The organism is Paractinoplanes hotanensis (assembly GCF_023717965.1).
GTDB classification, from domain to species: Bacteria; Actinomycetota; Actinomycetes; order Mycobacteriales; family Micromonosporaceae; genus Actinoplanes; species Actinoplanes polyasparticus.
The window spans coordinates 24,190-49,160 of the sequence record NZ_JAMQOL010000074.1; the positions used below are offsets into that span (position 1 = coordinate 24,190).

Below are 24,971 nucleotides of genomic sequence, written 5' to 3' on the forward strand. Positions count from 1 at the left end.
ACCACTCAGGTAGGCCGAGGACCTTCACCGGGCATCTGCTGGGCAAGACTGTCCGTGACGTCGCCGGCGTCGCGCAGGATCCCACCCATCCGGTCAACCGAATCGCCCCGGCCCTCCGCAAGGTCCACCAAGCCGCCGACCACCACGGCGAGGAACTTCTGAGACGGCACGAGCCCTCTGAGGACCGCCTCGTCGAACTCGCCCCGGGCGTCCGTGCTCGAGTCGTAGAGCAACAGGTCCCTGTCGAGCTGGTCCTTGTTGGCCTGCGAGATGGCGTAGAAGGGCCCGAACGGTCCCCCGTTGATCTCGTCGAGATCCGCGGCGATCCGATGCGGGCCGGTCACCGCCGTTCTCCGCTCGCCGGCGCCGAGCCCGGGAACATCTGGTTGGCCGCGCGCATCGCCTCGTCCATCATCTCGTCGATGTGCACCGAGTTGGTGAGGAAGTCGGCGGCCATGCCGCCGGGCAGGATCGCCTCGAGCAACTCGTTCATGCCCGCACGCGCCTGATCGCGGGCGGATGTGACCGTCTCAACAAGCAGGCTGCTCAGCTCGGCGGGCGCCATCGTCCGGTAGGCGTTGGTGGGGAATTTGACGTCCGTCAGGTCACCGCGGCCGTCCACCGTGACGCTGACCGCGCGGTTCTTGGCAGTGACCGTCGTCTCGGCCTCCGCCACCGCCTTCTCGAACGTTTCGACCGCGCGTTTCTGCTCCTCGAACGCGGTGAACGACTTCTCCATCATGTCGTGCACGGGACCTGTCATGAACAGCTTCCTCCTCGAGCGATCCGTTGATCTAGTACGCCCGCCCGCTCTTGCGTCCGGTGCCGCGCGCCGGCTCGCGTGGCGAGTCCGGGCGGTGCGGCACCGCGGGGTAGGCACGGTCGTCCTCCAGCTCGTCCGCGGTGTCGTCCCGGCCGATCACCGACGGCGTCACGCCCGGGTCGGTGCCCCAGACCTCCTCGTCCTCGGCCAGCCACGTCCTGCGTTCGCGGTCCTTCTCCTGCTGCCCGCCGCCGCCGGCGCCACCGCCCATGCCGCCCATCATCGGCGGCATGAAACCGGGCGAGCCGCCGGCCATGGGGCCCGCGGCCCCGGCCGCGCCGGCGGCGAGCACACCGCCGGCCGCGCCGGCGACAAGCCCGGACATCGCCGGACCGGCGCCGGGCTCCGCATCCCAGCCGCCACCGCCCGTCGAGGCGCCGCCACCGCCATCGGCCGGCATCGGCGCCGGGCCGAGCGCGCCGACCTGCATGCCCCCGCCCGGCACCGCGGAGCTTCCGCCGGACTGCCAGCTGCCGCCCGGCCAGCCCTCGCCGAAGTCGTCGCCGGCCGGGGCTCCGCCGGAGAAATCGCCCCCGGGACCCGGAGCACCGCCCGGCAACCCCGGCAGGTCACCGATACCGGCCCCACCACCGACAACACCACCGGCACCGGCACCGGCGCCCGGCAACACAGGCAGCTCACCGATGCCGACGCCACCGGCGAAGCCGGGCGGGGTGTCCTGCGAACCCGGTGAGCCACCGGCCGCGCCCGGAACCGATCCGGCCGAGCCGGGCAGGCCATCCGGATCGATCGTGCTGGGTGTCTCGCCGAAGTCGCCGCCTATCGCGCCGGGCAGGCCGTTGCCCGGCTTCTCCGGGTCCTTACCGGGTCCGCCGCCGCCCGGCAGTGCGAGTCCGCCGAGGCCCGGCATGATCCCGAAACCGCCGCCGATCACGCCGCCGGAACCGCCGGCCGATCCGCCCGCCCCGACCAAGCCGATCTCCGCGCCGGAGCCGGAGCCGAGGTCGCCACCGCCGAAGCCTCCGGCGGGCGGTGGGGCGGCGCCGCCACCGATTCCGGGGCCGAGGCCACCGCCACCTGCCTCGAGCTCGAGGTCACCGCTACCCCCACCGGCGCCGGCGCCGAGCCCGAGGTCACCTCCACCACCGCCGCTGCCGTCGCCGAGGCCTAGGTCGCCCCCGCCACTGCCGCCACTGCCGTCACGCAGACCGAGGTCACCGCCGCCACCGCCACCGCCGTCGCCCAGACCGAGGTCACCGCCACCACCGCCACCGCCGTCGCCCAGACCGAGGTCACCACCGCCACCGCCACCGCCGTCACCCAGACCGAGGTCACCACCGCCACCGCCACCGCCGTCACCCAGACCGAGGTCACCACCGCCACCGCCACCGCCAACGTTGGGCGGCGGCACGTTGCCGTTCGGCGTGGGCGGCGGGGCGACCTTGGGATCGAGCAGGTTCGAGGCGGTGTCCTCGAAACTGCCGCGGATGTTGCCGACGTGGATGGTCGCCCATCTGTCGAGCTCTGCGATCCGCGTCTGGAAGACTGCGTGCATCTCCATGTTCAACTGCTCGAACGCGTTGTCCTGGGAGAAGTCGTACGACTTCGGCCCGCCTCCGACATCGATCGAGATGTTCCAGTTCCCGCCGTTGTCGGTGAACGGGTCACCGCCGACGACATGGTTCCTGATCTGGGTCAGCGCCTGGCTGATCATCCCGTTCGGCTGGTTCCCCGTGTTGCCGATCCAGTTGGACCAGGAGGCCCGCATGTCGCGCCAGAACCACTCGGCCCGGTCCCCGTTCTCGTGCAACATCTGCGGCCAGTTCCGGCTCGACTCCAGATCCTGCCGCAGGGCGAGCATGTCCCTACGCATGCTGAGCAGCGACTCGCGGAACGCATGCGCCGCTGCGCCCTCAAACCCGGACGAACCGCCGTCCAGGTTGTTGATCTCCGCCTGGAGCTCCCCGGTGGCCTGGTCGAGCCACATCGCCAGGTTGTACATCGACTCCGCGGCGGTGTGGAACGACCGGGGACTCAGCGGCGAAGAGTCCGGGATCTGGTTCAGCGCATCCCGGGCCGAGTTGTGGAACCCGTTCCAGAAGTGTTCGTGCGGGGAATCGTCCTTGGCGCCGACGAACCAGTCGATGCGGCCCTCGACGATCCGGATCGGATAGTCACCGAAGTCGTCCTGCGGCCCCAAGCGCTGGACGAACCGGAACTGGTTCGGCGGGATGTCGTCGAACCGGAACTTCTCGATGCCGGCGTACCCTATGTTGCGCGCCTGCACCAGGCTGATCCACGGGCGGTCGACAAACGTGCGCCGATCGAACGCCTTCGCGTCCAGGACCTGAACCAGCCCTTCCTCCCAGCTGACTGCGGGCACAGGCGACGTCATCGGATTCTCCCGGGCAGGTGTGTCGGACAGCGATCGGACGGGCGGCGGACCGGCTAGATGGTCAGCCGGTTGGCGTTGTCGGTGTTCTTCTTCTCGGTGCTCGTGGCCTCGTCGTCGGTGTTGGTCAGCGCGCGCGAGGAGGTGCCGAGCGTTGTCTGGAACGCGGTCAGCACCGTGTCGATCTTGAGACCGACCTCGCCCACCCGTTTCTCGAGATAGGCGCCGGTGGTGAAGCCTGCGCCGCCCGCCGCCACGGTGAGCGTGGCCCACGGCGTCCCGTGCGGATGTGCCGGGTTACCGGGATTGATGCCCAACCGGGCGGCGCCGAGCTGGGCGCGCCAGCCGGTCACCTTCCGGTTCATCGTGTCGACGGCACTGCTGGTGTGGGTGATCTTCTCTTTCGGGGGCATGTCGCACTCCTTCCGGGGACAGGTGGGATGTCCGGGCCGGACAGGCGACGACGGCGCGCACCGCCGTCACCTGTCCTCCAGTCCGTCGTCAGACGGGAAACAGCCCCGCCGCCCGGGAATCGCCTGACCGGAACTCCTGGGCGATGTTGTGCAGGATCGGTGCGGCCTTGCCGACGCCCTCGTTGACCTCGCCCAGTCCCGCGTTCCACTCCGCCTGGGCCCGCTGATAGGCGTCGATCGCCGTACCGTTGTTGAGGTCGGCGTAGAGCGCGACCTTTCCCATCAGGGTGCTGATAGCGTCCTGGACCTGTCCGGGCAGCCGGCCGAGCTGATTCGCCACCTCGTCCATATGTTCGGGCAGCACATCGAAGTCACTCATGTCATTCGTCCTTTCCGGTTGCTGATGGGTTCGGCTCTGAGGCGGCTCAGGTCCAGCTGGACATGCCGACCTGGCCGGCGAGGGACTGGTTGCCCTCTTCCGTGCCGCTGCTGATGTTGCTGGTGCCCGTCACACCGCTCCGCAGGACCTCGAGGGCGTGCCGGACCTTCGCGAGTCCACTGCGGATCTCGTCCAGTCCCTGCCGGTACGTCGTGCCGCTTCTGCCCTTGTGGGCCGCCTCCAGCTCGGAGTACGCCGCGTTCAGCACGCCATCGGCGGAGTTCAGATCACCCTCCATCTGACCGAATGCGCCGACGAGGCTGCTGCTGCTGCCCTCGTTGTAGGTGACTCCACCTGCCATGGCTCCGATTCCTCTCTGTCTCTGCCGCGTCCCGGTGCGGGACGCGTCGCAATGTCCTGCGACGGGCGCCTTCTGCGCTCCAGCGCCGTCACGCCACGGCCGACTCCAGCAACGGCCCGGTCGGCACGAGCTCGAGCAGCCGCCGCGGCACCGGCCGGGCGCCGCTCGGCGGGTAGCCGAGTCGTTCTGCCACCGCGGCCGAGGCAAGCGGATACTTCACTCCGGCATCAGTCATCAGGTAGAGCCCGGAGCCGGCCGCCTGGTCCAGCCGACCGGCGAGCACCAGTCCGCCGACACCCGGCTCCACCGCGATCCGGGCCGCTGTGCGTGAGGTGCGGGAGGTTCCGGCCCCGTCGGGAACCGCCTCTACCGGCGGCACGCCGGCCGTGATCTCGATGCGCCCGTCGGCCATGGTCTGTCTGACGCACCAGGCGGATCCGGCGGGCAGCTGGGCCAGCTCCGGCGGGATCTCCGGCACACCGGTCGGCAGCACCGCACGGCGGGAGATCGGCAGCTGCGCCAGCGCCGCGGGACTCAGCTCCACCGGCGTCACCGTCCCGCCGCCGTACAGGCTCGTGGTCTGTGGGTCGGCAGCGATCATCGTGTACGCGACCGGGGTGAGTTCCGCCAGCCCGTCGGGGAGCAGGAGATACCGCCGCTGCGGGGATCCGGCCGGCCGGGCCACGAAGAGCTCGCCGATCCGGGTGTTCCGCCCGTCGACCGCCGGCCCCGGGTCCCCTCGCCCGGAGACCGGAATCGGCGCCAGGTCCGGCCCGGCGGGCACCGCGTCCAGCCAGCCGGCCTCGACCGGGATGCCGCCCCGGTCCAGGCCGAAAACCCGGGCCAGCCACGGCTCGGCCAGACGCAGGCGGCTGCCGCGCCAGATCAGGAAGCTCCGACCGCCGACGGTGGCCACGAGCGCCTCGTGAGGGGCGAGTGGACGATCCTGGCGCTCGGTCGCCCTGCGCACGGTGAGAGTGGTCGTGGTGCTGAGAGCGCCGGCCTGGTCCCGTGCGGCCGGGGCGCAGACCGTCCAGGCCTGGTCGGTCACCGTTCCCGCGGGCGGCAACGTGTCCGGGGCCCCGACGATGCCCACCGGCTGACCGTGCGGCACGTCGCGCAGCGACTCACGGGAGACCGAGACGACCGTCGGCGGCTTCGCGAAGAGCAGCCGGGCGGACGCGTAATTAAGCACCGGGCGCAGCGCTCCCCCGGCATAGACGTAGCTGGCGCCGGTCTCCTTCTCGACCACCAGCGTGCCGGGAGCCCGCCACTTCGTTGCGCCACCGGGGTAGAGCAGTCCGAAGACGGCGAAGCCGGCCACGAAGAGGGCGCCGATCAGCAGCCCGCAGATACTTCCGACGATCATCCGCCGGTGCGGGCTCTCCAGCCCGTCCGGTTGACCGGACACCAGCGCGGCGGTCAGCCGGCCGAGCACGTACGACTGTGCCTGTACCTGATCCCTGCGGCTCTGCACGGCTCAACCACCCAACGCCCGGGCGGCGCCGTACGCGCCCAGGACGGCGAGCAGGATCGGCAGCATGGCGACGGTGCTGAGCAACTGCGCGATGTCACCGATCCGGCCCCAGTACGGCATGATTCGGCGGTCCGGCAGGTCGCGCCCGAGCCAGAAGAGCATCACCGCGGCCGCCGGAAGCAGGACGACGACCACCGTGAGCCGCGGCAACGGCGCCGTGGTTGCAAGCGCCAGCACTCCGATCACCCCGATGCCGAGCAACGCCGGCACGGCCAGCGCCAGCCGATGCCAGGCGCTGGTCATCGGGCGTAGCGCCAGCAGCCGGGTCACGGCGACCAGAGCCACCAGCGTCCAGGACGCCCAGCCGCCGGCGGCCGCCAGCAGGACCACCGAGCCGCCGGCGGCGACGCCGTTCCCCGCGTACAGCCCGGTCATGTACCGGTCCGCCCGGGCGGTCTGGGCGAGCAGCACCTCGCTCGGCTCCGGGTCGATCTCCTCCTGCAGGTGTTCCGGCTCGGTGGGCAGCGGGGCCAGGTGGATCCGGGCGAGCCGGAACGCGGTCATCGGTACCACCACGGTGAGCACGGTCGCGAGCACAGCCACCACAGCGCCCGCCGTCCCGGCCGCCACCTCGAGATAGACGGCCAGCCCGGCGCCGATGGCCACGAACAGCGCGGCGCTGACCACGGCGACGACGACCGGTCCGGTGCGGCCGAGGACCACGCCGGCGAGCAGCGCGGCCCCCGCCACCGCCACCGCTCCGGCGAACAACAGCGGTGCGGCGTTCCCGGTCACGTCATTGCCGCGCGCGATGGCCGGGGCCAACCATCCGGCCAGACCGGCGTACGCGATCCCGGCGAATGCCGCCGCCACAGCGAACCCGCGGTCAGCGGCGGCCCGGCCGAAGCCGAACGCGCCTGCCAGGCAGATCAGCGACAGGAGACCGGCCGCGACCGCCCGTGCCGCCTGCGGCCCCGGCGCCGCCACCACGACGAGGCCGAGCGCGAGCAGGACCACCAGGACGCCCAGCCCGGTCCAGCGGATCATCTCGGGCCGCCACAGTCCGGACCGCCCGCCCACGCCGGTGGCGATGCCGTCGGCGAGGTCGTCGAAGTGCACCGGCGGGATCTGCTCCGACCTCGGGCGCAGGTGGAGGGAGTCACCGTCCCGCAGGCCGAGGGCGGCGACGCTGCTCTCCTCGTCCAGGGGCGGGGCCCCCAGCTGTTGCAGCACCCAGCCGCCGTGTGCGAGCCCGGCGTCGGCGACGTTGTCGCCGAGATGGCGTAGCAGAGCGGGGAAGAGGTCAGCGATCGGCACCTCAGCCGGTACGGCGACCTCCATGCGCCGCCCGGGTCCATGGACCACCAGGCGGCACATCTCGGCTGCAGAAGCGCTCATATGTGGGAAAGACGTGCTGTCTTCTCGGCTCTTCATCGCACCCACGTGTGAAACAGATCACAGCCGCTGCCGCGTTGACCGTTCACGGCCGGCATCCGTCTCTAGATGTCGGACCCGAGCGGAAGGCTGTTCCCCTATGAGTACCGTCCTGTTCCGACGCCCGGCCCGCCGCACGGGGCCGGCGATGCCCACCGGTGACATCGATCTGCAGGAGCCTCCGGAGCTGCCGGAGCCGCAGAGCAACGGAATGCGCCAGGCCATGATGGTGCTGCCCATGGCGCTGATGTCGGGCGTGATGATGCTGATGTTCATCAGCGGGTCTCGCGGGCCGCTCACCTACGTCATGCTGGGCGCCCTCGTGCTGGCCATGGGCGGGATGGTGCTCGGCCAGGTCGCGTTCGGCGGCATGGACCGCAAGAAACGGCTGGGCGGCGACCGCCGCGACTACCTGCGATACCTGGCGCAGAACCGCAAACGGGTACGCCGGGACGCAACTCGCCAGCGCGACGCCGCCGACTGGCAGCACCCGGACCCGCGATCGCTCTGGTCGCTGGTGATGACCTCTCGGCGCTGGGAACGCCGACCCACCCATCCCGACTTCCTCGAGCTGCGCGCCGGCACCGGTGATCAGCGGCTCGCGGTACGGATCACACCCCTGCAGACCAAGCCGATCGACGACCTCGAGCCGCTCTCAGCGAAGGCGCTGCGCCGGTTCATCCGTGCCTACACCACCATCTCCGATCAGCCGATCGCCCTGTTCCTCCGCGGTTTCGCCCAGGTCCGCTGGTCAGGTGAAAAGCAGGACAGCCGCGCGGTCGTCCGCGCGCTGCTCGCTCAGCTGGCCACGTTCCACGCGCCCGAGGAGGTGCGGATCGTGCTTTGCCTGGACGACGACGGCGTGGCCGCCTGGGAGTGGACCAAGTGGCTGCCACACGTGCAGAGCCCCGGCGACCACGACGCGGCCGGCGCGGCCCGGATGGTCGGGGACACCGTCGAGGCGGTCGAGCGGTTTCTCGGTGAGGCGTTCACCGCTCGGCCCCGGTGGGAAATGGGCGCGACCCCGAGCCGCGACGAGCCGTACGTGGCGGTGATCCGCGACGGTGGGCGGCTCGGCGCCGGGAACCGGATGGCCGGCACCGGCTACCGCAACGCGGTTCTGATCGACCTCGACGATCCGACGCCGCCGAGCGGCAAGGGGGCGATCTGCCTGGAAGTACGCGACGACGATCTGCTCATGGTGCGGCGGGACCGGCTGGGCAGCGAGGTGCGAACGCGGCTGGCCCGGCCGGACCGGCTGAGCGTGACGGGAGCGGAGCGGGTGGCACGGATCCTGTCGCCCTTCCGGCTCGGCGTCGCCGCCGAGGTCGCCGCCGAGGCCCTGACATCGACCTTCGACCTGGGCACCATGCTGGGCATCCCGGACGTGAAACGGCTCGACCTGGCGACCCTGTGGAAGCGGCGAAGCGCCGGAGAGCGACTGCGAGTGCCGATCGGCATCGACGCCACCGGGCATCCGGTCGAGCTGGACATCAAGGAGTCCGCGCTGGGCGGGATGGGTCCGCACGGCATGCTGATCGGTGCGACAGGTTCGGGCAAGAGCGAGCTGCTGCGTACGCTGGTGCTGGCGCTGGCCACCACCCACTCGTCCGAGACGCTCAACTTCGTCCTGGTCGACTTCAAGGGTGGTGCCACCTTCCTCGGCCTGGACCAGCTCCCGCACACCTCCGCGGTGATCACCAACCTGGCGGACGAAGCCGCGCTGGTCGGGCGGATGCAGGACGCCCTGCACGGCGAGCTGGTGCGACGGCAGGAACAGCTGCGATCCACCGGCGGCTTCAGCTCTGTGCTCGACTACGAACGGGCCCGCTCCCAGGGTGCTCCGCTGGACCCGCTGCCCACCCTGTTCGTCGTGGTCGACGAGTTCAGCGAGCTGCTCGCCACACACCGCGACTTCATGGACCTCTTCGTCATGATCGGCCGGCTCGGTCGCTCCCTCGCGGTGCACCTGCTGCTCGCCAGCCAGCGAATCGATGACGGCCGGATCACCCAGCTGGAGTCCCACCTGTCGTACCGGATCGGCCTGCGAACCTTCTCCGCGATGGAGTCCCGGTCGGTGATCGGGGTGCCGGACGCTTACGAACTGCCCCCGGCGCCCGGCAACGGCTACCTGCGCACCGACGTGTCGACGTTGATCCGCTTCAAGGCCGGATACGTGTCCGGGGCCCACCGGGACACCACCGTCCGCGTCCGCCAGGAGATCGTGCAGCAGCAGGTGGTGCCATACCGCCTGGAATCGGTGGCGTCTCCGCCGCCGGAGCCGGAGACGGCTGCGACGGAGCACCCCGCCGCAGCACCGGAGGCCACGAGCGACGCCTCGACGCCGGCCGAGCGCAGTGTGCTCGCCACCGTGGTGACCCAATTGGTCGGCCACGGGCCGCCGGCCCACCAGGTATGGCTGCCGCCGCTGGGTGCGTCGCCGACGCTGGACCACCTGCTGCCGACGCTGACACCCGACCCGGACCGGGGCCTGATCGCGCTCGACTGGCCGGGCAACAGCCGGCTGATGGCGCCGGTCGGCTTCATCGACAAGCCGTTCGAGCAGCTGCGCGACCTGCTGACCGTGAACCTGTCCGGCATCGGCGGGCACGTCGGTATCGCCGGCGGTCCCCACAGCGGCAAAAGCACCCTGCTGCGTACGCTGATCAGCAGCCTGTCGCTCACCCACAGCCCGCGAGAGGTGCAGTTCTACTGCCTCGACTTCGGCGGCGGCACGCTGAGCGCGATGTCCGGGCTACCGCACATCGGCAGCGTCGCGGGACGGCTCGACACCGACCGGGTGAGCCGCACCGTCGCAGAGGTGACCGCGCTGATCGCGCACCGGGAACGGCGATTCGCGGATCTGGGCGTCGACAGCATGGCGACCTACCGCGAGGCACGGGCGGCGGGGAAGATCACCGACGATCCGTACGGTGATGTGTTCCTAACCGTGGACGGCTGGTTCACCCTCCGACAGGAGTTCGAGTCGCTGGAGCCGGCGGTCCGGCAGATCGCCGCGCAGGGACTCAACTTCGGCGTGCACCTGCTGATCACCGCGGCCCGCTGGTCCGAGGTGCACCACGCGATGCGGGACCAGATCGGTACGCGACTCGAGCTGCGCCTCGGCGATCCGGTCGACTCGACCGTCGACCTGCGCATGGCAGCCACCGTGCCGCAGTCACCCGGCCGCGGCCTCACCTCGGAGAAGCTGCACTTCCTCGCGGCGCTGCCGCGCATCGACGGCGTCGCCGACCCGGATAACCTCACCGACGGGGTACGCGCGCTGGCCACCATGGCGGGCGAGTTCTGGGCCGGTGAGCCTGCCCCGCCGGTGCGCACCCTGCCGGCGGTGCTGCCGGTCGACACCCTGCCCGAACCGCGCGGCGATCTGCAGGTGACCCTGGGACTGGACGAGGCCGGCATGCAGCCGGTCTGGCACGACTTCGCCGAGCTGCCACACCTGACCTCCCTCGGCGACAGCCAGAGCGGCAAGACCAACCTGCTGCGCCACCTGGCCCATTCAGTGATGGCCCGCTACACCCCGGCCGAGGCGCGGATCATGATCGTCGACTACCGGCGGCAGCTCTTCGACGCGGTGCCGGAACCGTACCGACTCGGATACTCCGTCTCCGCCGACTCCACCAAGGCGACGGTGGCCGATGCGATCCTCGGGCTGGCGCCCCGGGTACCGGGCGGCGACATCACCCCGGAGCAGTTGCGCCGCCGGGACTGGTGGCAGGGGCCACGCCTGTTCATCCTGGTGGACGACTACGACCTGCTCGCCGGGCACGAAAGCCCATTGCTGCCCCTGGCGCCCTACCTGTCGCAGGGCGCAGACATCGGGTTCCACCTCGTGCTGACCCGCGGCGCGGCGAACGTGCTGCGCATGTCGATGGACCCGCTGATCCGCCGCCTGCAGGAGACCAACAGCCCCGAGCTGGCGCTCTCCTGCCCACCCAACGAGGGCCCGCTGCTCGGCAACACCAAGCCGCGCAACCTGCCCCCCGGACGCGCGCTGCTGTGCAACCGGCGAGGATCCCGCCTGATCCAGACGCCGTGGAGCCCGGCGGCAGCGACCGCGCCCGGGGCGAGCACGGCGGCCGGCTGAGGCCGGTACGCACCGCCCGTCCTACGAGCGCCAGCGGCGACGCCGACCCCAGTGGATCACCCGCGCAGACACATACCCGAAAGCGGCCGCCGTCACGGTGGCGACAGCTACGAAAACCGACGCCGCCACCGCCGGGTCCGGCCGCGGCGGCTCGGCCATGATGGTCATCGGAGGCGGCGTGCCGGGCAACGGCTCCTCGCCCAGCTGCAGCGCAGCGACCGCCTCGTACAGGTCCAGCGTGCCGTACCCCACGCCGGGCGCCGGACCGCCGCCCCGCGGATGCTCGGCGGTCAGCTCCAGCCGCCGCCGGACCTCGGCCTGCGTCAGCTGGGGATGGTACGCACGGACCAGCACCGCGGCTCCGGCCACATGCGCCGCCGCCACCGCCGGGCCACCGACCGTGTAATGACCCGTTCCGCTCGGACCGATGCTCACCGCGCCGGCGGCCGGGGCAAGCAGGTCCACGCCGGCCTCCGCCGGTGACGCCTCGGTCGGCGCCCCGTCCGTCCCGACGCCGCCGACCGCCAGCACATCCTCGTCGGCTGCCGGGTACCACGGCGCGGGGCGCTGCGCGACGCCGACCGGCTCGTCGTCGGAGACCGACGCCACCACCACGACGTCCCGCTCCACGGCCGCGCGGACTGCTGAGCGGAGCGTATCGTCGGGGTGAGCAGTGCCGGTACCGACCAGAATCACGTCCGCGCCCGCCTCGGTGGCCTTGCGGATGCCTCGCGCTATCGCGTTTGTGCCGACCTTGCCGCGACCGTCCACGATCCGGACCGGGAACACCGTTGCGGCCGGTGCGACTCCCACGAACCCGCTACCGGCCATCGGGCGCGCGGCCACGATGCCGGCGAGCGCGGTGCCCCGGCCGGCGCAGTCGCGGTCGCCGGTTCCGGGTCCCGCCACGTCGGCGCCCCGCCGTACCGCCCCGGCGAGGGCGCCCGCCGTGGCGCTCACCCCGGTGTCCACGACGGCGACCAGGACTCCCGCACCACGGGTCAAGGGCCAGACCGCCTGCGGCGCGACGCGGCGTACGGCCCACGGCGCGGCGTCGGACACCACCGGGGACGCTCCAACGCACCCCTCACCACCCTGCGGCAACGCTGGAGGCTCGGCAGCCACGGCGGCATATCGGACCGGCGCCCGCTGCTCTCCCGGAGGGGCACCGGCCCATGCCGGCCCGGGCCGCGGCGCGGCCAGCACCACGAGTGCCAGCGCCGTCCCCGCGCCCGTCAACCGGCGGGCTCCGCCGGCGAGGCAGGCACCGGCCGGCGGCACGCTACGGCTCACCGACGTACGGGTGCGGCAGGACCACCCGTCTCGGGTGGCGCCTCGGCGACCGCGCCGGCCGCCCGTTCCGGTGCCTCAAGGACGCTCGACGCTACCGGAGCCGACTCCTCGGCGCCGGACACGGGCGCCCCGACCGGACCAATGACCGGCTCGGCGGCCACCGGATGGACGGCCGAAGCAGCTCCGGCATCGTCCGGTTCTTCCCCGGCCCGCCGGACCGCGGGCCGGCCGGCCGATTCGCCGGTGGCCGCCTCGACCGAGCCGGCCGGCGACCGCCGGGCCAGGATCGTGACGGCAGCCAGCCCAGTGACCATCACCAGTCCGACGGTCAGAGCCCGCAGCGGGCTGCCGGCGCCGCCGCCGGAAGCCGGGGTCACGGTCTCCGCCGCGAGGACCATGCTGACCGCCGCGTTCGGGTTGATCATTCCCCAGCCAACGACCGGATCCGGCCCGTCCTGTCCGGCGCGCTCGGCGGTCGCCTTGATCCGGTGCACCACCTGGGCGGCGTCGAGGTTGGGGTAGGCGGAACGGACCAAGGCTGCCGCACCCGTGGCGAAGGCGGCCGCGTACTGCGACCCACTGTTCGCCCGGACTCCCGCACCCTCCGGGCCGAGACTGGCCACATCGATCCCGGGGGCCAGCACGTCGACCGTGTCCGGCCGGTAGTCCGCCGCCGGCTGGCCATCGGGGCCGACCCCGCCGACCATCAGCAGACCGTCCAGCTCAGACGTGGGCGGATCGCTGCCACCTCCCGCGGACGCGGCCGGCGCAGGGGCCACCACGACCACGTCGTGCGAGAACGCTGACCGCACCGCGTCCGACACCGCGGGAGCGGTCAGGTCCACATAGGCTCCGACCGCTACCACCCGGGCGCCGGCCGAGACGGCAACCTCGATCGCGGTTGCCGCGTCACCCGGCTCCGCTGCACGCGGAATCCGGCTCACCACCCGCAGCGGCAAAATCGTCGCGGCCGGGGCAAGGCCGATCACCGGACTCCCTCCGTCCATGACCGGTCTGGCCGGGGCCGCGGCAACGATACCGGCCATCGCCGTACCGGAACCGGAACAGTCGGTATCTCCTCGCCCGCTACCGGTGAGGATGTCGGCGCCGATGGCGACCCGGCCGGCCAGCTCCGGCGCCGCGGCGTTGACGCCCGAGTCGACGACCGCGACCAGGACACCTTCGCCCTGGGCGCGCCCCCAGGCCTGGTCTGCCGCCATGCGGTCGTAGGCCCAGCGGGAACCTGTCCGGGGCTGGGACGACGCCGACGGGTCACATGAGTGCGGGCGTGCTGGGTCACCGTCCTTGCCCGGCCCGGCACCGGGCGACAGTCCCGCCGCCGGAAGAGGCGGGGCACTCGCCCTCGGCGCCTCGGCCGCAAGAGCGGGCGAAGGCGCCGGCACTGGGGCGACCCGGCCGGGCGGGGACGCCGGGGCCGGCCCGCCAGGTGGAGACGCCGGCGTCGTAGCGCCCTGCGGCGATCGCGCCGCTGTCCTCGGACCATCCGTAAGCACGCCGTGCCGTACCCCGTCGCCGACCGCATCCCAGGGAAGGACCAGGGTCCATCCGGCCCGCAGGGTCGTCGAGTCGGTCATCGCCCCGCCGTCCGCCTGCCGGCGGCCGGCGTTGAGGTGCAGAATCTCCGTGGCCCGGCCCGGAGCGCCCAGCAGCCGGCCGGCGATGGCGCTGAGACTTTCCGGCCGGCCGGGCGTGGCCTCACCGACGGTATAGAACTTGACTCGCTCCGCGCCCGTGACCGCCGCGGGCTGGACGGGCACCGACGCCTTGGGCCCCAGCGGGGCCGGCGCCGCGGACGGTGGGGTGGAGGGGGCCCGGACGGACACCGATGCCACCCTCTTCCAACCCCAGTCACCGGTCGGCGTCAGAACCGCCACCAATGCCAGGCAACCGAGCACGCCCGACCACGCGGACGCCTTCGTCGTCACCAGAAGTCTCCTTCGCCTCACGGTCTGCCGAAGGCTATGCCCGGTCGCACAAGTAGGCGGTCGCCAACTCGATAGACGCTGGCGGCCGCCGAACCTTCAATAAAGCGATCACAAATTCAGATCGGCCCCGAGGCCACCGCCGGCCTGCGCTGTCACGGCACAGGGACAGTTGACGGCCGGTCGCCCTCGACCGTGGCCAGCATCGACCACCGGGCCCGCAGCACATCACCGACCAGCATCGGCACCACCCGGGAGGCGGTCCGGCCGGTCAGAGCCCGAGCAGCAGTCAGCTGCGCGTCACGCAACGGGCCGCTGACAATCACCCCGGGCTCACTCGAAGGGCCGAAGCCCTCCACCGCCGGGAGGTCGTCGATTTGCCGGCAGCCGGGCGGAATCTGCGGTCCGAGCACATCACCCACCACCGTCACGGCCGCACCGGCCGCCAACAACCGGCGCACGATGCCAACCGTCTGCCGGCGGGCGGCCATCGGCGAACCGGTGACGGTGAAGAGATCAGGCGCGGCGGCAACATCGAGCCAGAACCGCCACGGGCCCTGCCGGCCGAGGATGAGCGGCAGCCGACCCGCCGGAGCCTCATGGGCATCGAGCCATCCGTACGGAATGGCGGCGTCCTCAGCGGCCGGAACGAGCAAGCGGACATGGATGAGGTCAGCGTCATCGTCCAGACTGGTCAGGCTGACGGCCACCCGCCCATGACGCGGCAAGGCCGGAGCCGCCGGAAACAGGACCGGGACCGGAGCGGGTGACGGACCGGGAGCCGCGGATCGGGGCTGGATGGGCACCGTGGTGAAGGCCGCCGACTCGGGCCGGCTTCGCCACCGCGGACGCAACAGACGCAGCGCGGCCGCGAGCAGCAACGCCATCAGGACCAGGCCGGCAGCACCAAGCAGATACGGCGCATGACCACCAGCCTGGCCCGCCCCGGCCGCCGAGCGCGCCGGCGGCGAGGACGGCCCGGCGGGAAACGGGGGAATCCCACTGCGCACCCCCGGGCCGCGCGCGCCGGCCGGCAGCTCGAGGATCCAGCCCGGCCGCAAAGCCAGCGGGTCGGTCAGCCGTCCGCCATCGGGCTGGCCACGCCCCCGGTTCAACTCGAAGATCTCCCGGAACCGGTTGCCGTCCCCGAGCGTCTGCGCCGCGATCTGGTAGAGGTATTCGGGCTGGCCGTTGCGAGGAGGTCCCACCACGTAATAGCGCGGATCGCCCGGCACACCCGGACCGGAACTCGATGCCGCCCTCGGCGCGGGTCCGGGCGGCAGCGCCGCCGCGGTCGCCGGCAAAAAGGCGATCAGCGCCGCTATCACCCCGGCAAGCCGACCGGGCAGGGTAGTCCTGCTGATCCGGCAAGCCCGGCTCCGTACGGATGCGGCCGTCCTGCAGCCATCCACCGCCGCACCTCCTCCATGTTCACCCGTATGGTTCGACGTACGCCAGACGCTGGCCTTCAACGGGGGCAGCTTCTTTGTGCGTGAGGATCGGCTCCGTCGTCGCCTCCGGCGGCCACCACCGAGACGCAGTGACTGACGCTCGCCGAGACTCACGACCGAGGGCACATCGTCATCTGGGCGTACCCCGAGTACCACCAGGAGTCGGGGCGGCCGAAGTCCCCGGGTTCGGCATAGAGGTGCGCACCGAGGCTGCCCAGGTGCGTGACATGCTTGCGGCGCCGCTCGGTGGCCGGCCGGAGCGTCCGCACCAGGCCCTCCACCCGGCGAGATCACCCCGTCCATGAAGATCAAGCGGCGCAGCGTGGAGACCAACTTCGCCGACCAGATCGACACGATGTACGCGGGCTCACTCGCGCAGATGTGACCGCGCCGGCGGGCCGCCCGTTTCCACCGCGTCGGCGTCAACTACCGGCCAGCGCCTCGGTCGGCGGGAGACGCGCGGCACGTACGGCGGGATAGAGACCGGCGATCATCCCGATGATCAGGGTGGCGGCGAAGCCCCCCGCGCTGGCCCACGGCGGCACCACCACCGGCCACGAGCGGTTGGCCGCGTACCCGGTGGTCACGGCGACGCCGATCAGCACTCCCCCGACGCCGCCGAGCGCCGACAGCAGCAGCGATTCCACGAGGAACTGCAACCGGATCTGGCCCCGGGTAGCGCCGAGCGACCGGCGCAATCCGATCTCCGAACGGCGTTCCAGGACGGAGATCACCATGGTGTTGGCCACGCCGATGCCACCGACCAGCAACGCCACCGCGCCGACGCCCAGCAGCAGGCCGGTGAAGGCGTTCTCCGCCAGCGCCTTGGCGGTCAGCGCGTCGGACGGGCGCGACACCTGCACGTTGTTCGGTGCCTCCGGCGCCACGGTGCGGGCCAGCACCGCGCGGACGGCGAGCACGGCATCCTCCTGCGCCCGGGTGTAGATGATCGTGGGGTGGCCGTCGAAGCCGAGATAGGTACGCGCGGCCGGCCATCCCACGAACACCGCGCTGTCGAGCTCGGTGGCCAGCGGAACCGGCCGCAGGATGCCCAGCACCGCGAACCGGTGGTCGCCGATCACCACCTGCGGCCGGGCGTCGAGGCTGTCGATGCCGAGCCGCTGGGCGGCCGCCCAGCCCAGCACGACCGTGGGGAAATCCTCGGCGGGTCCGGTGAGCCACCGTCCGACGGCCGGACGGGCGTCCACGGTCGCCGGCAGGTCCGTCCGGGTCGCGTAGACGGCGATGCTGCCCGTCTCCGCCTGGCTGATGCGCTCGTTGCGGTAGACGGCGGCGGGCACCCGGCCGACGGCGGAGACCGATTCGACCGGTCCTACCCGAGCCACCCGAGGGATCGCCTCTTCGGCCAGGCGTACCGGTTCGTCGGTCCGTCCCTGGGCGGGTGTCGCGGTCAGCAGGTTCGTGCCCAGCAGGGAGAGCTGCCGATCGAGCTCGGCGCGGCTGGAGCTGGAGATCCCGACGACGGCGATCATCGCCGCGATGCCCAGGGAGATTCCGAGCGCGGACAGGAACACCCGCAGCCGACGCGAGCGCAGGCCGGACCCGCCCACCCGCAGTACATCGGCCGGCGCCAGGCGCCGGGGCCGGAGCGAAACACTCACCATTGCCTCCCGTCGGACACGACCCGGCCATCGGCGATCTCGATCCGCCGGGGCAGCGCGTCGGCGACCTCCCGGTCGTGGGTGATGACAACCACGGTGGTACCCGCGGCGTGCAGCTCGCCGAGCAGACTCATCACGGTGGCGCCGGAGGCCGAGTCGAGGTTGCCGGTCGGCTCGTCCGCCAGCACCAGCGGCGGCTCGCCGACGATCGCGCGGGCGATCGCGGCCCGTTGCCGTTCGCCGCCGGACAGCTCGTGCGGCCGGTGGTGCCGGCGTTCGGCCAGCCCGACCCTTTCCAGCGCGGCGTCGGCCCGCCGGCGCCGTTCCCGCACCCGGACCCCGGCGTACAACAGCCCGTCGGCCACCGCCTCGCGGATGGGCAACCCGGCGGTCAGGTGGAACTGCTGGAAGACGAACCCGATGGTGAGCGCACGGAGAGCGGCCAGACGCCGATCGGTGAGCGTGGTCAGATCATGCCCCTGGATGCGGACCTGGCCGCTCGACGGCCGGTCGAGCGTCCCGATGAGATTGAGCAGGGAGGACTTGCCCGAGCCGGACCGGCCGACGATGGAGGTCGCCTCGCCACGGTCGATGGACAGCGACACTCCCCGCAGTGCCTGGACGCCGCCCGCGTAGGTCTTGGTCACCTCGACCAGTTCGACGACGCTCACTCCGCCACACCGACCGTCAGACCCTCATCGATGTCCGGTCCGGAGATCTCCACCAGGCCACCGGAGAACAATCCCGTCTTCACGGCGACCACGCGGCCGGGAACGCCTGCGGCGCGGATCTCCACGCCGAATCCGCCCTCGCCCAGCGCCAGCAGGGCCTGCACCGGAACGGCCAGCACGTCGGCCCGCCGGTCGGTGACGAACCGTACCGTCAGGGGACCCGGACGCAGCCCGGCGGACGAGTCCGGCGCCAACCGCACCGTGACGGTGCGGGCGGACGGCTGCGCCCCTTCGGCGACGGCCGGATCCGCCTCCCCGGCGGCCGGGTCGGCCGGTGGAGGCGCCGCGGCGGTGAGGCCGGTGACCTTCGCCGCCACGGCGTCGCCGCCCGGGATCTGCAGCGAGGCCCGGGTGCCCGCAACGGTCAGCTCCGGGCGGCTCTGCGGAACCTCGGCCGTCACGCGCAGCGCGGTCGACGAGGCGGTCAGCAGGTCACCGGTGGCCGGTGCGCCGGGCCGGGCCGTGCGGCTCACGACATGCAGGGCGCCGCTCGCCACGATCACATCGGCCGGCGCGACCTGACCCGTCTGCTCCCGCTCAAGGCTCTTCTGCCACCGTTTCACGGCCGCGGCCGTCGCGCCGGTGTAGCGGTCGTCGACGGTGAAGCCCAGATAGCCGAGACTACGCAGGTTGGCTTCGAGCTGCCGCACGTCGGGCCCCTCGGTGTCCTCCGCCAGCGGCCGGTACATCGGCAGGTCACCGTAGAGCAGCACGACCGGCTTGTTGTCGGCGCGCAGCACCGGCTTCCCGCGCCGGATCTTGGCTCCGGCGGCCGGTAGCCAGGTCAGCGTGCCCGCTGCCCGGGAGGTTATGGGTTCGCCCCGGCCGTACCCGATCTGTCCCTGCGCCGTGGTCACCGTCTGAAGGGTGGTCCGCACCACCTGGGCCGTCCCGACGTGTGGCTTCTCCGGTGGCGGCGCGTCGTCGCGCTGCGCGACGACGCCGACGGAAGCCGTCGCCGCCGCGGCGATCACCACCGCCCCCGCGCCGATCGCGAGGGCGGTCCGCCAGCGTCGCGTCATCCCTTGGGGCCGTCGGGCTGGGCGTCGAACTCCTTCGCGCACTGGCGCTGCGCCGCAGCGAACTTCGGGTTGGTCTTCAACCCCGCCGAGAGCTCTGCCTCCTTCTCCACGTCGGCGGCCGCCGGGTCGGCCATCGGGTCCGGATAGTCCGGCAGCCCGTTCTTCCTCATGCAGGCCGCGAATGCCCGGCCCTGGCGCAGGTCCTCCTCGGAGGGCTTCTCCGGAGCGTCCAGCACCGGCCGCTCGACCGTCTTGACCAGTTCGCTGCACTGCGTGACCACCGGGTTGACGGTGGTGCCCTCGTCGGAGGGCATCCCCGCCAGCTCCTGGTCCATGGGACGGTCGTGCCCCAGATAGCGCACCTGCTCGAGGCCGCGGTCGTTGAGGCACTTGACAAAGGCGCGCATGTACGTGTCGTACGCCGTCCAGTCGACCCCGTCCGCAGGTGCGCTGACTGCCGGAGCGGCGCTTGCGGCGGTGGCGACGGCGGGCGCCTCCGGCTGCGACTGGCAGCCGGACAGGGCCAATGCCAGCAGCGAGGCGCCGACGGCGTACGCCATCCGTACCGGAGACGGCGAGCGGGACATGACATCCTCCAAGGGGTTGACAGACTCGCCGTACGAAACCAGCCCGGCGCTCCCCGCGTTGTGTGGACCAGATCACACAACCTGATGGGCCCGATCCGTGTTCATCAGGAGGATGAGCACGTGCCGAAGCGATAGGCGGACTGGATGAAGCGCGGGTCAGGGGCGGATTTCGAGGCGTACGTCGCCTCCCGCTGGCGGCCGCTGGTGCGGGTCGCCTACCTGATGACGGGCGACTGGAACACCGCCGAGGACCTCGTACAGGCGGCCCTGGAGCGCTGCCTCCGGCATTGGTCCCGGGTGGTCGCGGACGGCGCCGAGGACGCCTACGTCCGCCGGACGATGGTGAATCTGCACATCAACGCGATCCGCCGGCAACGGGTCCGTGAGCTGCTCACCTTCCAGGTGCCCGACCGGGCCGGCGCCGACGACCACCGGCGCGTCGACGACCGGGACCAGTTGTACCGCGCCCTGCGCCGATTGCCGGCCCGCACCCGGACCGCCGTGGTGCTGCGCCACTACGAAGGGCTGTCCGAGGACGCCACCGCCACCGCCATGTCGTGCAGCGTCGGCAACGTCAAGCGACTGACCGCGGACGGATTACGCACGCTCCGCGGCTATCTACGCATCCAGATGGCCGACGTCAGAACCGCGTCCGATGAAGGGGGACGGACATGAACGACTCAGCCGGCTTCGAACGCGAACTCCATGACCGGCTGGCCGACCTGGCCGGTCCCGCGCCCGCCCCGGCCGGCGACCTGGTCGGCGCCATCCGCCGCCGCGCGACGCGACGCCGGCGCCGCGTCCGGCTGGCGGCTGCGGCGGGGGCGCTGCTCGCGGTGGTGGGCTCGGGAGCGATCGTGGGGCAGGCCGTGCTCGGCTCCCGGCCCGCGCCGTCCGGCGTGTCCGGGACGGCGGGGGGTGAGCTGCTCGGCTGGCCGACCCGTACGTCAGGCGCCGAGCGGCTGGACACCGGCCTCGTCGAGCGCGCCTGGCCGGGCCAGCACACCGCGGTCCATGTGCTCTACTCCGGAGCACCCGCCGGCGGTTCCGCAATGGCGGTGATCGAGGGCCGTGCCGACACGGGTGAGGTGCGTCTGGCGGTGCTGACCCGGAGCGCGGGCGGCTGGCAGGTCCGGCTCGATGCGGCCGGCTTCAGTTCGCCGCCGGAGCAACTGTTCGTCGCATTCGACACCGCGGGAGAATCGTCGACCATCACCGCCATCAGCGCTCCCGGCGCTCCGCAGGTCCGGATCAACAACACCGGCGGTCAGCCGGTGGCGTTCCTGGCGCCGGCGTCCGCCGAACAGTTCACGGTGCCCCGGGACACGGTCGGCAAGCTCCGGCTGTACGTCAGCAGGTCCGCCACCGTCCTCGAGGAGTGGACCCTCAGCCGGCGCGCGACCGCAGGCAGCCCGGGCGCACAGGTCACCGCGCTCGTCCCCGGTGAACGTCACCGATGATCCGGGACCCGGCCGCCACGTCGCGCCGCCCGTGCGTTGCCGCCCAGGTTGCTGGGCGGCACCGCACCATCCGAGCGAGGCTCGGTCACTCAGCGGGCGGACGGATCGTCAAGCCGAGTCCTCCCTCGACCAGCGGTGCGAGGTTGCCGAACGCGAAGGCGTCCGTCCCGTCGTGGTTCTCCGCACCGATCAGGGCGTTCTTCCCGGCAGCCAGCGGGCCCGCGCCGACGTCGCGATAGTTGAGGGTGAAGGAGCCGTCCGGGCGCATGGTGAGGCTGACCGACAACCGGCCTGCCGCTTCCCTGGTCCTGGGTGACAGCACGGCCACGTTGCGCCACTCCACCACGACCTCGTCCGCGGCACGTGTCAGATGGACACCCGCGGCCGAGTCGACGTCGAGCAGCGAGAAGAACGCATACACGGCCGCGAACGGCGGGAGGTAGTCCGGAAGCGGCCACTGTGGGTTCGCGAGCAGTTCCGGCGGCCCCGCGAAACCGACCGCACCGTTGGTGCTGATCCAGACGGTGTTGGTGGCCCGTCCGTACAACGGCAGCGGGAACGGCAGGGTCACCTCGGTCGAGGCGCCGGTGGATCCGGAGATGTCCAGCTTCGTCGTTCCCGTCCGGTAACCCGACACCGGACGGGTGCAGGTGTAGCCGTACAGGTCTTTCAGCGGCGTCAGGTCGAGGTCCACGCGCTGGTCACCGGTGACGGTCACCCGGTCCTGGGTCGGCAGCCAGCAGTGGTGCGACGGTGTCACGGTGAGGTCGTGAGTGCCCAGCGGAACGCGCAGCCGGTAGTTCCCGCTCGCGTCGGTGCGTGCCGAGGCCGCTGTGCCGGTGACGGCTACGGCCGCTCCGGCGTCGGGTCCGCCGGCCGTGCCGACCCGGCCGGTGAGGGTGGCGGACGGCATCTCCGTCAGCCGTACGGCCAGGGTGACCCGCCGGCCCTGCTGAACGGTGACGGTGCCGGTGGCGTCCTCGTGCCCGAATGCCGTCGCCCGATAGGTGTAGGTGCCGGGCACCATCCGGTCGAGCCGAGCGGCACCCTGGGAGTCGGTGAACAGCGTTCGCGACCGTGGCCCGGACAGCACGAGCTGAGCGTCCGGCAGCGCGTTGCCCGCGGGGCCGGCGACGGTGCCCGTGAGGCCGCCCGTGCCGCCGCGCGGCGCCGCCCGGATCAGCGCCGGGATGTCCAGCAGTCCCTCCCCGCCGGCGTTGTTGTCGTCCGTCGTTCCCCCGCACGAGGTGTCATCGATGTCGCGTGCGGACGCGTCCAGCAACCGCCGGGTGGCGGCGACGTCGCCCTGCAACTCCGGCACCCCGGACCACAGCAGCGCGACCGCGGCAGCCACATGCGGAGCGGCTTGCGACGTTCCGGTCAGCTCGAAGTAGTCCTGCGTGGGACCGTAACTCGACATGATCCCGGTGCCCGGCGCGGCGATGTCCGGTTTGGTGAGCCCGTTGAGTCCCGGTCCCCTGCTGGAGTCGCCGAAGATCTCGTCCTGCCGGGTGGTGTTGCCGACCGCGTAGGCATCGGCCAGGGATGCGGGCCAGGCGGTCGTCGAGCATGATCCGCCCGCGCCGGAGTTACCGGCGGCGAACACCGGGAAGATTCCGGCCGCGATCCAGGCCCGCGCCACTCCGGAGAAGTAGTTCTCGTCGCCGGAGGTCCAGGAGTTGTTGACCACGTCCGGCGCCAGATCGAATCGGGGATTCTCGCCGGCGCCGTCGGTCGGTGCGATCATCCACTGTGCGGCCGCGAGCCGCTTGTCCTCGCTGAGTGCGGCCGCCGCGATCCACCGGGCCTGCGGAGCCACGCCGATCTGCGGGCCGTCCGCGCGGCGGCCGGCCATCACACCCATGACGTGGGTGCCGTGAAAGCCGCGATCGCATCCTTCCTCGCAGGCGCTCTCGAGATCGAGGAAGTGGTAGTCGTGGTTGACCGCTCCGTGGGAATATCGGCCGCGGTAGGAGGCTGACAGCGCGGGATGATCCACCTGGGCGCCGGAGTCGATGGCGGCGACGACGATGCCCTCGCCACGCACACCGGTCTCGCGCCAGACCCGATCCGCGCCGACCCGGGCGATGTTCCACTCGACCGCGGCCTCGGCCGGGGTGCTGCCGGCGGAGCGCGCCCGCGTGCCGAGAACGGGCGCCGGCGGTTGCACCGGCCGGCTCTCGGGCTCGATGCGCTCCACCTCGGGGCGCGACCGCAGCTCCGCGCGAAGATCAGCGTCGCCGCTCACCAGCAGCGCATTGGTGATCCAGTACGACTCGTACCGTGCTCCGCGCCGGTCCAGCAGGCCACGAATCCCGGCCTGAGCACGGTCGGCGTGCCGGGTGAGGGTGTTGTACACGAACTCGCCCCTGGCTGCCTTGCTCGGCAACGCCGCGGCCCCGGACAGATCGGCGCGATCACGCAGCACCACCCAGAAAGCGTCGCTCCGCGACGACCGGTCGTCGCCGCGTTGCTCTGCGGCCGCCGGCGGCGGAACGAACATCGGCGTGCCGGCCAGCAGCCCGGTCGCAGCCAGGGCAACAGCAATTCGTCGCCATCTGCGGGTCCCGAGAGACAATCCCACGTCTCATCCCCTTCGCAAGTAACAGATCCGGCAAAGCGCCGGTGCCTGCTCTTCCGTCAAGACGTACGGGACGACCTCGAATTCATCCTTGCCATTGCGTCAGGTGCGGGGACAGGTGCGCGGTGAACTCCGCGTCGAACAACTGGACCGGGGTGCCGGCTCCGCTCGTCGCCGGCCGGCCGGTGGTCCCGGGCAGCGAGGCGACGCCGGTCACCGCCGTCGCGTACCACCCGTGTGCTGTCAGCCAGGGGCCAACCTCGTACCGATCGTTCCGGGCCGCCGGTCGCCCGGCGGTGGTCGCGTCGTGACCGCGCCGGTAGGCGCCCGTGAGGTGACTGCCCGGTGCGCTCAGTGCGCTGATGTCCGCGAGCAGCCGGTTCGCCTGCTCGGCGGTCAGGTGCACGAGAAGGTCTTCGGCCACCCAGACGGCGCGCGTCAGCCGATCGAAGCCCGCAGCGCACAGAGCAGGGCCGACGGGTTCGGCCGGACTCAGCGGAACCGGTACCCGCCGGCAATGCGGGACCGCCCAGCAACGGTCGAGCGCCCACTGCTTGTGAAAAAGCACCGAGGGCCGGTCGACCTCGAAGATCGTGGTGCCGGCATGCAGGTTCAACCGGAACGCACGATCGTCCGGCCCGGCGCCCAGGACGACGATCTGCGGACTCATCAGGTGCTCGCGCACGATCCTGCGATCGTGGAACGCGGTACGCGCGCTGACACCCGCGAACCACGAGGTGTTCGCGGGGCCGCTCGGGACCTCGTCATGGGCGGCGTCGATCATCGGTAGTCCGGTGGCGCTCGGTCGCGCGGTCATCGTGCACCTCTGTGCTGACGGGCCCGATCTGAACGGGACGCTGGAATCAACGACGGCGTCCGGCGCCCGCGGTTCGCGGTACCCGCGGTGGGGAGAATCACGGGCCTTCCGGGCCT

Annotated in this window: 21 protein-coding genes; 3 read left to right on the top strand and 18 right to left on the bottom strand. The window is 72.0% G+C overall.

Annotated features, from left to right (window positions below; all coding sequences use genetic code 11):
- Positions 1–5 precede the first annotated feature (5 nt).
- The 8 genes from LXN57_RS42585 to eccD form a co-directional block, all read right to left on the bottom strand.
- Positions 6–344: a hypothetical protein gene (locus LXN57_RS42585; protein ID WP_251803993.1), complete on the bottom strand. Its 339-nt coding sequence runs from the start codon at positions 342–344 to the stop codon at positions 6–8.
- Positions 341–763, bottom strand: coding sequence for a YbaB/EbfC family nucleoid-associated protein (locus tag LXN57_RS42590; protein WP_251803994.1), 423 nt, complete (start codon positions 761–763; stop codon positions 341–343). Before LXN57_RS42590 ends, LXN57_RS42585 begins: the two co-directional genes overlap by 4 nt.
- Before the next feature lie 31 nt (positions 764–794).
- Positions 795–3,179, bottom strand: coding sequence for a WXG100 family type VII secretion target (locus LXN57_RS42595; protein WP_251803995.1), 2,385 nt, complete (start codon positions 3,177–3,179; stop codon positions 795–797).
- 53 nt (positions 3,180–3,232) lie between these two features.
- Positions 3,233–3,589, bottom strand: a complete 357-nt coding sequence (locus tag LXN57_RS42600) for a hypothetical protein (protein WP_251803996.1) — start codon at positions 3,587–3,589, stop codon at positions 3,233–3,235.
- Positions 3,590–3,677: 88 nt separating this feature from the next.
- Positions 3,678–3,968: a WXG100 family type VII secretion target gene (locus LXN57_RS42605; protein WP_251803997.1), complete on the bottom strand. Its 291-nt coding sequence runs from the start codon at positions 3,966–3,968 to the stop codon at positions 3,678–3,680.
- Between the two features lie 46 nt (positions 3,969–4,014).
- Positions 4,015–4,329 carry a hypothetical protein gene (locus tag LXN57_RS42610; RefSeq protein ID WP_251803998.1) on the bottom strand — a complete coding sequence of 105 codons (315 nt, stop codon included), beginning with the start codon at positions 4,327–4,329 and terminating at the stop codon, positions 4,015–4,017.
- An 88-nt stretch (positions 4,330–4,417) separates the two neighbouring features.
- Entirely contained in the window at positions 4,418–5,806 is a 1,389-nt protein-coding gene (gene eccB / locus LXN57_RS42615) for a type VII secretion protein EccB (RefSeq protein ID WP_251803999.1), read from the bottom strand.
- A 3-nt stretch (positions 5,807–5,809) separates the two neighbouring features.
- Entirely contained in the window at positions 5,810–7,204 is a 1,395-nt protein-coding gene (eccD, locus tag LXN57_RS42620; RefSeq protein WP_251804000.1) for a type VII secretion integral membrane protein EccD, read from the bottom strand.
- Positions 7,205–7,340: 136 nt separating this feature from the next.
- On the opposite strand from eccD, the gene eccCa reads away from it, so the two are divergent.
- The gene (gene eccCa / locus LXN57_RS42625; protein ID WP_251804001.1) at positions 7,341–11,348 is read left to right on the top strand and encodes a type VII secretion protein EccCa; all 4,008 of its coding nucleotides are present in this window, start codon (positions 7,341–7,343) and stop codon (positions 11,346–11,348) included.
- 21 nt (positions 11,349–11,369) lie between these two features.
- Here eccCa and LXN57_RS42630 read toward each other — a convergent pair whose 3' ends face one another.
- The 8 genes from LXN57_RS42630 to LXN57_RS42665 form a co-directional block, all read right to left on the bottom strand.
- Positions 11,370–12,413 (bottom strand): S8 family serine peptidase, encoded by a 1,044-nt coding sequence (locus LXN57_RS42630; RefSeq protein WP_251804002.1) that lies wholly within the window; start codon positions 12,411–12,413, stop codon positions 11,370–11,372.
- Positions 12,414–12,637: 224 nt separating this feature from the next.
- Positions 12,638–14,587 carry a S8 family serine peptidase gene (locus tag LXN57_RS42635; RefSeq protein WP_251804003.1) on the bottom strand — a complete coding sequence of 650 codons (1,950 nt, stop codon included), beginning with the start codon at positions 14,585–14,587 and terminating at the stop codon, positions 12,638–12,640.
- A gap of 152 nt (positions 14,588–14,739) precedes the next feature.
- Complete coding sequence (locus LXN57_RS42640; RefSeq protein WP_251804004.1) at positions 14,740–15,819, bottom strand: LysM peptidoglycan-binding domain-containing protein; 1,080 nt, start codon at positions 15,817–15,819, stop codon at positions 14,740–14,742.
- A 326-nt stretch (positions 15,820–16,145) separates the two neighbouring features.
- Positions 16,146–16,304, bottom strand: coding sequence for a hypothetical protein (locus LXN57_RS42645; RefSeq protein WP_251804005.1), 159 nt, complete (start codon positions 16,302–16,304; stop codon positions 16,146–16,148).
- Positions 16,305–16,457: 153 nt separating this feature from the next.
- Positions 16,458–17,660, bottom strand: coding sequence for an ABC transporter permease (locus LXN57_RS42650; RefSeq protein WP_251804006.1), 1,203 nt, complete (start codon positions 17,658–17,660; stop codon positions 16,458–16,460).
- Positions 17,654–18,328, bottom strand: coding sequence for an ABC transporter ATP-binding protein (locus LXN57_RS42655; RefSeq protein WP_251804007.1), 675 nt, complete (start codon positions 18,326–18,328; stop codon positions 17,654–17,656). The genes LXN57_RS42650 and LXN57_RS42655 overlap by 7 nt, the downstream gene beginning before the upstream one ends.
- Complete coding sequence (locus tag LXN57_RS42660) at positions 18,325–19,410, bottom strand: peptidoglycan-binding protein (RefSeq protein ID WP_251804008.1); 1,086 nt, start codon at positions 19,408–19,410, stop codon at positions 18,325–18,327. The genes LXN57_RS42655 and LXN57_RS42660 overlap by 4 nt, the downstream gene beginning before the upstream one ends.
- A complete protein-coding gene (locus LXN57_RS42665; RefSeq protein ID WP_251804009.1) occupies positions 19,407–19,997 on the bottom strand; it encodes a hypothetical protein in 591 nt (196 codons plus the stop codon). Before LXN57_RS42665 ends, LXN57_RS42660 begins: the two co-directional genes overlap by 4 nt.
- A 144-nt stretch (positions 19,998–20,141) precedes the next feature.
- On the opposite strand from LXN57_RS42665, the gene LXN57_RS42670 reads away from it, so the two are divergent.
- Together LXN57_RS42670 and LXN57_RS42675 are read left to right on the top strand one after the other, a co-directional pair.
- On the top strand, positions 20,142–20,672 hold the full coding sequence (locus LXN57_RS42670; RefSeq protein WP_251804010.1) for a SigE family RNA polymerase sigma factor: 531 nt from the start codon (positions 20,142–20,144) through the stop codon (positions 20,670–20,672).
- Entirely contained in the window at positions 20,669–21,457 is a 789-nt protein-coding gene (locus LXN57_RS42675) for a hypothetical protein (protein WP_251804011.1), read from the top strand. Before LXN57_RS42670 ends, LXN57_RS42675 begins: the two co-directional genes overlap by 4 nt.
- 85 nt (positions 21,458–21,542) lie before the next feature.
- Here LXN57_RS42675 and LXN57_RS42680 read toward each other — a convergent pair whose 3' ends face one another.
- Together LXN57_RS42680 and LXN57_RS42685 are read right to left on the bottom strand one after the other, a co-directional pair.
- A complete protein-coding gene (locus LXN57_RS42680; RefSeq protein WP_251804012.1) occupies positions 21,543–24,041 on the bottom strand; it encodes a S8 family serine peptidase in 2,499 nt (832 codons plus the stop codon).
- An 82-nt stretch (positions 24,042–24,123) separates the two neighbouring features.
- Positions 24,124–24,855 carry an SAM-dependent methyltransferase gene (locus LXN57_RS42685; protein ID WP_251804013.1) on the bottom strand — a complete coding sequence of 244 codons (732 nt, stop codon included), beginning with the start codon at positions 24,853–24,855 and terminating at the stop codon, positions 24,124–24,126.
- Between the last annotated feature and the right edge of the window lie 116 nt (positions 24,856–24,971).